At 41.1% G+C, this 3,860-nt stretch carries 5 protein-coding genes and 1 tRNA gene; 3 read left to right on the forward strand and 3 right to left on the reverse strand.

Going from position 1 to position 3,860, the window contains the following annotated elements; all coding sequences use genetic code 11:
* The first annotated feature begins 190 nt into the window (after positions 1-190).
* On the forward strand, positions 191-625 hold the full coding sequence (locus ABYB02_RS15360) for a SulA-like leucine-rich domain-containing protein (RefSeq protein ID WP_372763279.1): 435 nt from the start codon (positions 191-193) through the stop codon (positions 623-625).
* A 39-nt stretch (positions 626-664) separates the two neighbouring features.
* Positions 665-1,144: a YchJ family protein gene (locus tag ABYB02_RS15365; protein ID WP_372763280.1), complete on the forward strand. Its 480-nt coding sequence runs from the start codon at positions 665-667 to the stop codon at positions 1,142-1,144.
* Between the two features lie 56 nt (positions 1,145-1,200).
* Here the strand turns inward: ABYB02_RS15365 and ABYB02_RS15370 are convergent, their stop codons facing one another.
* From ABYB02_RS15370 to ABYB02_RS15380, 3 genes are all read right to left on the reverse strand, one after another.
* On the reverse strand, positions 1,201-2,118 hold the full coding sequence (locus ABYB02_RS15370; RefSeq protein ID WP_372763281.1) for a diguanylate cyclase: 918 nt from the start codon (positions 2,116-2,118) through the stop codon (positions 1,201-1,203).
* A 390-nt stretch (positions 2,119-2,508) separates the two neighbouring features.
* The gene (locus ABYB02_RS15375) at positions 2,509-2,811 is read right to left on the reverse strand and encodes a DUF6172 family protein (RefSeq protein ID WP_372763282.1); all 303 of its coding nucleotides are present in this window, start codon (positions 2,809-2,811) and stop codon (positions 2,509-2,511) included.
* Positions 2,812-3,009: 198 nt separating this feature from the next.
* Positions 3,010-3,537 carry a VC2046/SO_2500 family protein gene (locus tag ABYB02_RS15380; protein ID WP_372763283.1) on the reverse strand — a complete coding sequence of 176 codons (528 nt, stop codon included), beginning with the start codon at positions 3,535-3,537 and terminating at the stop codon, positions 3,010-3,012.
* A 112-nt stretch (positions 3,538-3,649) separates the two neighbouring features.
* Here ABYB02_RS15380 and ABYB02_RS15385 point away from each other — a divergent pair.
* Positions 3,650-3,734: transfer RNA gene (locus ABYB02_RS15385), tRNA-Tyr, on the forward strand.
* Positions 3,735-3,860: the final 126 nt, after the last annotated feature.

A 3,860-nucleotide genomic window follows, 5' to 3' on the forward strand; every position in this document is an offset into this window, starting at 1 on the left:
GCATCTCCTCTACAGCTCTTGCTATATATGACTCTTCATTCCAGATGTGTGAGAAACCATTCCAAAACTGTATGAGAAAGAACAACTGCAGCATATATGTACAAAAAAATAGCAAAAAACACTTGCGCGAAAATACTGTATAAACTACTGTATACATGTACTGTATAAAAACCCAGTGAGTGAGACTATTATGTTACAGCCAATTACTTTAAGAACAGTTAAAAGTTACCAGCAAGATGTGCAAAATGATTGTGTAAACTTAATTCAAATCGAAGATGAGATCTCAGCAACCTTTGAACTGCTTAAAGTATTACATCAATACAATAGTTTAAACGCGTGGACTTTGCTTATTGCACCCGATCATGTACCGAGCAAAGCGTTACTTGACTCTTGCTCTATTGATACCAGTAAACTATTAGTAATACGACAAAAACACTTAGTAAATTTAGAGTATGTGTTGAGCTCTGCGTTACATAATGGCAATTTTGCCGCGGTGATCACCTGGACTGATATAGTAAATGATCAGCAACTGTCACAATTGGCATTAAATTTAAGTAATACGCGCACTAAACTGTACTGCTTTACCAAAAATACCAGTAACCTTGAGATACCACTCGCTCAATAAGCTTGTTAAACTGGTATTTTAAATCGCTTATTTAATATTATGACCACACCAACGACCTCTTATTGTTTTTGTGGCAGCCAGCAAAAGTATGCTGACTGCTGCGAGCCGATTCATTTGGCAACACAAACAGCCAGCACGCCTGAGCAGCTAATGCGTGCTCGTTACAGCGCTTATGCCATTAAAAATGCTGAGTATGTATACCGCACTTATGCCAGCGACAAACAAGCCGCTAACCCCATTAAAGAAATTGAAGATTTTGCTAATAGCTGCCGTTTTATAAATTTAACCGTGCTAAATTCAGGGCACCAAGGCAGCCAAGGCTTTGTTGAGTTTAAAGCGCACTACTTTTATCAAAATCTGTACTGTGAACTACACGAGCATTCATTATTTATTAAAGAAGATGAGCAGTGGCGTTACCTAGACGGTACGATATTCCCGGTTGCAGATATAAAAGTAGCCCGTAACGACAACTGCCCATGTGGAAGCGGTAAAAAATATAAAAAGTGTCATAGCGTATAACGGCACATAGTACAGCGTGAATACACGGGTAATAAGGTGTATTCACAGCCAGTTGCTTAAAAGCAGGCTTGATTACGTCCGTGGATTTTAGCTTGATACATTTTTTTATCCGCTCGCTGTAATAAGCTTTTTTCACTTTCGTTTGGCTGCGACGTGGCCCCGCCAATACTCACAGAAACAACTTTAAATTCTGAATGCTGATGTGCAATCGCTAATTGAGCAATATGTTGTTGAATTTTCTCGGCAACGCACAGCGCGCCCTCACGAGCGGTTTGGGGCAACACTACAACAAACTCTTCGCCTCCATAGCGAGCCACAAAGTCTGCTGGCCTTTTTATGTTGCTAATGATTGTTTGCGCTATAGCGCTTAACACATTGTCTCCTTGCATATGTCCATAGGTGTCGTTGTATTGCTTAAAGTAGTCTATATCAATAAATAATAACGCGTATTGGGTGTCGTCGCGCATGGCACTTTTAGCCACCTTATTAACATGCGCTTCAAAGTAGCGGCGGTTATATACTTGCGTTAACTCATCCAAGAATACTTTTTGACTTAATAAATCATGTTGCAACTTAATGGTTAAGTGGGCTCTTACTCGCCTGAACACAGTTTCGGGGTTGATTGGCTTTTTAATGAAATCGACCGCACCGGCTTCCCAACAATCCGACTCTTCACTCTCAAGTGAAGTAACAAATATCACGGGTATGTGTTGGGTGTTCATGGTAGCTTTAAGTTGTTGGCAGGTTGCTACACCGCTCATGCCGCCCATAGAAATATCGAGCAATATTATGTCTGGCGTGTCGGTTTTACATCGTTCAATGGCTTCTTCACCACTATTCACTGTGCTAACAATAAAATATTGCATTAGTATTTTTTTTAGCACAACCAAGCTCAGTAGCTGATCGTCAACAATAAGCACTTTAGATTTATTCAGACTGAGCGAAACTTCATTATCTGCATAATTTAACGGCATGAGTTTGCCTAAATTTAGTGATTACCTTTTACACTCTATAGTAGTAGTTTTTGTTATGCAAAGGTTAACCTTCATTTTCTCTTCGTGTGGCTTCACATAAACAGCATCACCACAGCGGGCAATAAGCTAGGCACTCAGCGCGCTTATGTTGCCGCAATTAGAATAAAAATCTTGCTATACAATCATCTAACGATATTGCCATTGCATGACTGAAGCGGGAAAAGTACACATTGGCACGAGGTTTATGGCACAGCGGCTACTAGGGATTTAACGGCATTCTAATCAACACACTTCTGAAAAAGCGAAGCGGCTACTATTTCAAATACTGCAACAATGAAAAATGGGCCATTAAGGCCCATTTAAAAATTACGCGAATATGATAAACGTGAGTTACTCGTCGTCATCCAAATCAAGTTGTTGGCGCTGAGCGGGTCTAGCAATAATCTCAACATAAAAAGACATTAAGTTTTGCTTTTCGATTTCACTGATACATTTGCTAAGTTCTGCAACGTGAACGACTTCAGCGTCTTCAGCAGTATGACCAAACTTACAATCAAACGCCCAGTAATCAGCATCGATGGGTAAAGTTTTGTTACGCTCTCTTTTCAAATATTTTTTCACTTCATGCTTTGCAGCGTCAACCATTCGAGGGTATTTGATTTTCTCGTGATTTAGCGTGAATACTTTCTTCATTACGTTCCTAATTACCTTGGTTTAATGATAACGGCATTTCATGTCATACCATTTGCGTGCATTATAGCAATTGCATTTAATTTTTGGATGCTTTTTTTATATTAAATCAATTATAAATCCATATATAAGGTAGCACTGGGGTGCAAAGAGCCCAATATTGTTATTAAGCTGGCTTCAGCTTGGTACATTTAACCCACTTTATGCGCTCACCACGTGCAAGGGGCGATGCAGCTCAGCATTATTAAGACTGGCGTAGAAGCCGGCGGCATCCATTTGTGGGGGCACTAATTGAGTGTGCTGCTTAGCAATACGTCTGCGCACTGCTAATTCACAATTATCAACAACATTTAAAGGTATGTGCTGTGGCTCATCTCGAATGGCGAGGGGTTCGGGGTGTAGACAATGGTTAAGTTTGATATCGACCATGCCGGCGCGCTCACCCAAGTTTGCAATAGCCGACGCATTAAATTGCCCTATCAACATATCAAACTCATCGGGGGCTAATTGCTGCTGCGGCCCCAGCGCAAATTGCTTACGCAATGATTCTTCACTTTCAAGCTTATCGCGCAGCTCTGTTTTTGGTAAATGAAACTGACTAAAATCGAGCGCATCATGCGATAGCATCGCTAATAATAACGCAAACTCGCCACGGCGATGTTGTTGCACGCTTTGATTAAGACGAGAGCTGAGTTGACTCTCTGTGATTAACAAATCATCTATTTGCATAGACTTTAGCCGATTGTTGTGAAGAATAATTATTTATCGGCATTTTTTAAAATTTCTTTAGCTTTTTTCTTTACTTAAACACGATGTTTGCTATTATCAGCGCCGTTGCATTGGAGGGGTTCCCGAGCGGCCAAAGGGATCAGACTGTAAATCTGACGGCTCAGCCTTCGCTGGTTCGAATCCAGCTCCCTCCACCACTTTTCTTACCGCTAAGTAAAGTGGGGCCAAATGTAACAACAATGTGTGGAGGGGTTCCCGAGCGGCCAAAGGGATCAGACTGTAAATCTGACGGCTCAGCCTTCGCTGGTTCGAATCCAGCTCCC

The sequence above is a fragment of the Pseudoalteromonas sp. genome (assembly GCF_041613455.1).
Taxonomy (GTDB): Bacteria; Pseudomonadota; Gammaproteobacteria; order Enterobacterales; family Alteromonadaceae; genus Pseudoalteromonas.

Coding starts and splice junctions, on each gene's coding strand:
- ABYB02_RS15360 (WP_372763279.1), top strand. CDS start 191: ATGTTACAGCCAATTACTTTAAGAACAGTTAAAAGTTACCAGCAAGAT.
- ABYB02_RS15365 (WP_372763280.1), top strand. CDS start 665: ATGACCACACCAACGACCTCTTATTGTTTTTGTGGCAGCCAGCAAAAG.
- ABYB02_RS15370 (WP_372763281.1), bottom strand. CDS start 2,118: ATGCCGTTAAATTATGCAGATAATGAAGTTTCGCTCAGTCTGAATAAA.
- ABYB02_RS15375 (WP_372763282.1), bottom strand. CDS start 2,811: ATGAAGAAAGTATTCACGCTAAATCACGAGAAAATCAAATACCCTCGA.
- ABYB02_RS15380 (WP_372763283.1), bottom strand. CDS start 3,537: ATGCAAATAGATGATTTGTTAATCACAGAGAGTCAACTCAGCTCTCGT.